General features: G+C 71.2%; 6 protein-coding genes. All 6 read right to left on the reverse strand.

Features of this window, described 5'->3' with window-relative positions:
* Positions 1–142: 142 nt before the first annotated feature.
* A complete protein-coding gene (gene pgi, locus ACFVST_RS29135; RefSeq protein WP_390156600.1) occupies positions 143–1,804 on the reverse strand; it encodes a glucose-6-phosphate isomerase in 1,662 nt (553 codons plus the stop codon).
* Positions 1,805–1,872: 68 nt separating this feature from the next.
* The gene (locus ACFVST_RS29140) at positions 1,873–3,168 is read right to left on the reverse strand and encodes an MFS transporter (RefSeq protein WP_390156601.1); all 1,296 of its coding nucleotides are present in this window, start codon (positions 3,166–3,168) and stop codon (positions 1,873–1,875) included.
* Positions 3,169–3,506: 338 nt separating this feature from the next.
* Complete coding sequence (locus tag ACFVST_RS29145) at positions 3,507–3,842, reverse strand: RNA polymerase-binding protein RbpA (RefSeq protein WP_390156602.1); 336 nt, start codon at positions 3,840–3,842, stop codon at positions 3,507–3,509.
* Positions 3,843–4,056: 214 nt separating this feature from the next.
* On the reverse strand, positions 4,057–4,293 hold the full coding sequence (secG, locus tag ACFVST_RS29150; RefSeq protein ID WP_390156603.1) for a preprotein translocase subunit SecG: 237 nt from the start codon (positions 4,291–4,293) through the stop codon (positions 4,057–4,059).
* 171 nt (positions 4,294–4,464) lie between these two features.
* Positions 4,465–5,250 carry a triose-phosphate isomerase gene (tpiA, locus tag ACFVST_RS29155; RefSeq protein WP_390156604.1) on the reverse strand — a complete coding sequence of 262 codons (786 nt, stop codon included), beginning with the start codon at positions 5,248–5,250 and terminating at the stop codon, positions 4,465–4,467.
* An 8-nt stretch (positions 5,251–5,258) separates the two neighbouring features.
* A partial coding sequence (gene pgk, locus ACFVST_RS29160) for a phosphoglycerate kinase (protein ID WP_390156605.1) occupies positions 5,259–5,589 on the reverse strand: 331 nt, incomplete at its 5' end.

Here is a 5,589-nt window from a genome sequence, read left to right on the forward strand (position 1 = left end):
TTCGCCGGCTCCTTCTTTTGTTTAACCCTCACCGCCCCACCCCCGCGGCAGCACCCCCCGGGCCTCGCCCTGTCACACCGGCCTTCCGCCCCCCCGGGGCCGGGGCCCCCCCCCACCGGGGCCGCCCGGCACCGTCGTACCGTCAACGCCCCCGCAGCTCCCGGTACTTGGCGACCAGGGCGGCACTCGACGGGTCCAGCCCCGGCACCTGCGTCCCCTCCGCCAGGGCCGGCTCCACCCGCTTCGCCAGGACCTTGCCCAGCTCGACACCCCACTGGTCGAAGGAGTCGATGCTCCACACGGCGCCCTGGACGAACACCTTGTGCTCGTAGAGGGCGATGAGCTGGCCCAGCACCGAGGGCGTCAGCTCCTTGGCGAGGATGGTGGTCGTCGGGTGGTTCCCACGGAACGTCTTGTGCGGCACCAGCTCCTCCGGCACGCCCTCGGCCCGTACCTCCTCCGGGGTCTTGCCGAAGGCCAGCGCCTGGGTCTGGGCGAAGAAGTTGGCCATCAGCAGATCGTGCTGGGCGGCCAGGCCGGGCTCCAACTCGGCCAAGGGGCGGGCGAATCCGATGAAGTCGGCGGGGATCAGCTTGGTGCCCTGGTGGATCAACTGGTAGTAGGCGTGCTGCCCGTTGGTGCCGGGTGTGCCCCAGACGACGGGCCCGGTCTGCCAGTCCACCGGCTTCCCGTCCCGGGCCACGGACTTGCCGTTGGACTCCATGTCGAGCTGCTGGAGGTAGGCGGTGAACTTGGACAGGTAGTGCGAGTAGGGCAGCACGGCATGGGACTGGGCGTCGTGGAAGTTCCCGTACCAGATGCCCAACAGGCCCAGCAGGAACGGGGCGTTGTGCTCGACGGGGGCGGCGCGGAAGTGCGTGTCGACCAGGTGGAAGCCGTCCAGCATCTCGCGGAAGCGGTCCGGGCCGATGGCGATCATCAGGGAGAGGCCGATGGCGGAGTCGTAGGAGTAGCGGCCGCCGACCCAGTCCCAGAACTCGAACATATTGGCCGTGTCGATACCGAACTCGGCGACCTTCTCCGCGTTGGTGGAGAGCGCCACGAAGTGCCGTGCCACCGCGTCCTGTCCGGCGCGGAGGCCCGTCTGGAGCCAGGCGCGGGCCGAGGTGGCGTTGGTGATGGTCTCGATGGTGGTGAAGGTCTTGGAGGCGATGATGAAGAGCGTCTCCGCCGGGTCCAGCCCGTACAGCGCCTCGTGCAGATCGGCGCCGTCCACATTGGAGACGAAGCGCACCGTCAACTCGCGGTCGGTGTACGGGCGCAGCACCTCGTGGGCCATGGCGGGCCCGAGATCCGAACCGCCGATGCCGATGTTGACCACATTGCGGATACGGCGGCCGGTGTGGCCGGTCCACTCGCCGGAGCGCACCCGGTCCGCGAACTCGGCCATCCTGCGCAGCACGGCGTGCACCTCGGGCACCACGTTCTCGCCGTCGACCTCGATGACGGCGTCGGCGGGGGCGCGCAACGCGGTGTGCAGTACGGCGCGGTCCTCGGTGGTGTTGATCTTCTCGCCGCGGAACATGGCGTCCCGCAGCCCGGCCACATCCGTCGCCTCGGCCAACTCCCGCAGCAGGCGCAGCGTTTCATCGGTCACCAGGTGCTTGGAGAAGTCGATGTGCAGGTCACCCACGTCCAGCGTGTACCGGTGGGCGCGGTCCGGGTCGGCGTCGAACAGCTCCCGCAGCTGTACCTCCCCCGACTCGTCCCGGTGCTCGGCGAGGGCGGCCCACTGCGGTGTCCGGTTCAGCCGGGTGGTGCCGTTGGTGCTGTCTGCGTTCATCTCGGGCTTCGACCTTCTCTCGTACCTGCGTACGTCACTGTGCACCGCTGCGGCTCCAACCTAGTTGATCAGGGCTCGGGGTGAGCCGTGCGCCGGGTGTCCGCCGGATGGCCTCCGGGTGCCGGGGCTTCGGGTACCGGGCCTTCCGGTGCCGGGGTGTGGGCGGCCGGGAGGAGGGCGGCGAGGGCGAGTACGAAGAGGGCGGCGGCCAGCAGCGGTGGCCGCAGGCTGCCCCAGGCGGTGGCGACGGCGCCGCCCAGCAGGGCGCCCAGCGGCGCACCGGAGACGGCCAGGGTGCGGAAGGCGGCACTGATCCGGCCGAGCATCCCCTCGGGGCTGCGCTGCTGCATCAAGGTCGTGGTGTTGACGTTCCAGAGCATCCCCATGAAGCCGAAGACCGCCATCGCCGCCAGCAGTACCGGCAGGGAGCGCACGGTGCCCATGGCGATCAGGGCGGCCGTCTGGGCCGTCCCGGCCAGGAACACGGCACGCACCCGCCCCAGTCTCCCGGTGAGAGCCCCGCTCGCCGCTCCCCCGGCGAGCCCGCCCACCGTGAACGCCGTGGTGGCGGCGACGAATCCGGTGCTGCCCGCGCCGAGCCCGTCGGTGACGAGGACGACGAGGGTGGCGATCAGGGCGCCCATACCGATGTTGCACAGGGCGGCGGCGCAGAGACCGCGCAGCGCCCTGTCCCCGCGCAGGGCGCGCAGGCCCTCGGCTATGTCCGCTCTGAGGCCGCTGCCCGCCGGGCATGGCTCCCGGGGCGGGGCGGCGGCGGCCAGCGAGGCGACCAGGGCGGCCGCGGCCAGGTAGGTCACGGCGTCCGCGGCGAAGGGCAGCGCGGTGCCGTACCCGCTGAGCAGGGGCACCAGGGGCGCGGCGAGCAGGCCGCCGGCGATCCGCTGGCCGGTGAGCAGCCGGGCGTTGGCGCTGCCGAGGGCGGCCGGGGCGACCAGGGCGGGCAGCAGTGCGGTGGCCGCGTTGTCGAAGAGGGTGCCGAGGGTGGTGAGGGCGAACGCGAAGGCGATCAGCAGGGCGATCCCGGCGTGCCCCAGGCCGACGGCGGCGGCGAACGCCCCGGCCAGCAGCGCCCGTACGAGGTCGGTGCGCCACATGGCGCGTCGCTGGTCGACCCGGTCCGCGACCGCGCCGCCGAGCAGCCCGAAGACGAGCCAGGGCAGATAGCCGCAGGCGGTGACCGAGGCGATGAGCATCGGCCGGTCGGTGAGGGAGACCGCGAGCAGCGGCAGGGCGGCGGCGCGCAGCGAGTCCCCGAAACTGGAGAGCACGGCGGCGCTCCACAGCCGTCCGAACCCCCCGCGCCATACGGGTGCCCGCTCCTCGGCGGCGTCGATGGCCGTCACAACTCCCCCTGGTGAGCCCGGTCTCGGCGCCGTTCGCACGAAACCCTGTCACCGAACGTAGTGGGAGCCACTGACAATCGACCGCGGCCGGCACTGCGGGGGCCTGGCGGGGAGCGTTCCGGAGAGGACAGTCAACTGCCGGTCTCCGCAAGGGAGTTCATTCGAGGCAGGTACGAGGCTGTCCGAGGTCGACCGAATCCGCCGAGGAGTTGACCGAAGTCCGCCGGATACCGCCCGATAACCGACCGGCCCCGCCCGGAATCGACAAGCCCCGCCCAGGAATTGATGGGACTTGACCAGAGCCGCCCGGCGATGAACCGGCCCCGCCCGGGAGTTCGCTAGATCTCGCCCCGGAGCTTGGCCAGGGCCTCGGCGAGGATGGCCTCACCGTCGGCGTCGCTGCGCCGCTCCCGCACATAGGCGAGATGCGTCTTGTACGGCTCGGTGCGGGGCGGGGCGGGCGGATTGTCCCGGTCCTGTCCGGCGGGGAAGCCGCAGCGGGGGCAGTCCCAGGTGTCGGGGACCTGCGCGTCGCTGGCGAAACTCGGCTCGGTCTCATGTCCGTTGGAGCACCAGAAGGAGATGCGCAGGCGTGGCGCGGACTCACCGCGCTCGGCCTCACCCATCGGCCCCGCTCCGACCCGGCTTCCACGGATCGCGTTGCCACTTGCCACGGTCGTAACTCCCTGCGTGAGGTGCGTGCCGCGGAGCGCGTCGACGGTCCACTCCGTTGCGGGCGCCTCAGTCTACGTGAGGCCCGACACACGTCCAGTGCCCGGAGTTACCCCGCCGTGGAACAGACGCGAGCCCCATGGTAGGCCGCGCCGAATGGCGCGTACCCGGCATGGGGCCCGGGGGTGGCCGGGGCGGGATCCGGCCGGTCGCGGGTCAGCCGTCGAGCTTCATCACGAGGCCGAGCACCACGATGCACGCGAACCAGGCCAGACCGACCACGACGGTGATGCGGTCCAGGTTGCGCTCTGCGACGGAGGATCCGCCGACGGACGACTGCATACCGCCACCGAACATGTCGGAGAGGCCGCCGCCCTTCCCCTTGTGCATCAGCACCAGCAGCATCAGCAGCAGGCTGCAGACGATCAGGGCGATCGAGAACCCCAAAACCACGGCTGGGACCCTTCTCTCTTGTGTTCCTCGGCTACAGACGGACGGGGCGCGTCCGGCCGGTGCTCACACGGCACCATCCGGCCGGCCCCCGCAAGAGTACGACGGATCGCCGTCAGCGCCTACTCACCGGCCGGGTGCAGCCCGGCCGCCGGGCCGGGCCGCACCGCGGGCTCACTGGTCCCGAAAGCGGACGATCTTGACGAACTCGTCGGAGTCCAGCGCGGCCCCGCCCACCAGGGCGCCGTCCACATCGGGCTGCGCCATGATCGCGGCGACGTTGCCGGCCTTCACCGAGCCGCCGTACTGGATGCGGACCCCGTCGGCCAGCTCCTGCGAGTACAGCTCGGCGAGGCGGCCGCGGATCGCGCCGCACACCTCCTGGGCGTCCTCGGGGGTGGCGACCTCGCCGGTGCCGATGGCCCAGACCGGCTCATAGGCGATCACGATCGACTCGGCCTGCTCGGCCGGGACGTCCTTCAGGGCGCCGTCGAGCTGGTTCAGCGTGTGCGGGACCTGCTCGCCGGCCTTGCGGACGTCGAGGCCCTCGCCGATGCAGAGGATCGGAGTGAGGCCGTGCTTGTACGCCGCCTTGACCTTGGCGTTGCACTGCTCGTCGGTCTCGCCGTGGTACTGCCGCCGCTCGGAGTGGCCGACCGCGACATAGGTGCACTTCAGCTTGGCGAGCATGGGGCCGGAGATCTCGCCGGTGTAGGCCCCGGAGTCGTGCGCCGAGAGGTCCTGGGCACCGTACTTGATCTTGAGCTTGTCGCCGTCGACGAGGGTCTGCACCGAACGCAGGTCGGTGAAGGGGGCGAGGACGGCGACCTCGACGGCCTCGTAGTCCTTGTCGGCGAGGGCGAAGGCGAGCTTCTGGACGTGGGCGATGGCCTCAAGGTGGTTGAGGTTCATCTTCCAGTTGCCCGCCATGAGCGGGGTGCGGGTGGTCTGGTTCGTCATGAGTGGTGTCAGTTCTCCAGTGCGGCGAGGCCGGGAAGCGTCTTGCCCTCAAGGTATTCGAGAGAGGCGCCGCCGCCGGTCGAGATGTGACCGAAGGCGCTCTCGTCGAAGCCCAGGGTGCGTACGGCGGCGGCGGAGTCGCCACCGCCGACGACGGTGAAGGCCGGGGAGTCGATCAGGGCCTGGGCGAGGGCCCGGGTGCCCTCGGCGTAGTCGGGGTGCTCGAAGACGCCCATCGGGCCGTTCCAGAAGACGGTGGCGGCGTCGGCGAGCTTAGCGGCGTACAGCTTGCGGGTCTCGGGGCCGGTGTCGAGGCCCTGCCGGCCGGCCGGGATGGCG

Origin of the sequence: Streptomyces sp. NPDC058045, assembly GCF_042885635.1 — a bacterium.
GTDB lineage: Bacteria > Actinomycetota > Actinomycetes > Streptomycetales > Streptomycetaceae > Streptomyces.

Coding starts and splice junctions, on each gene's coding strand:
- pgi (WP_390156600.1), bottom strand. CDS start 1,804: ATGAACGCAGACAGCACCAACGGCACCACCCGGCTGAACCGGACACCG.
- tpiA (WP_390156604.1), bottom strand. CDS start 5,250: ATGACGAACCAGACCACCCGCACCCCGCTCATGGCGGGCAACTGGAAG.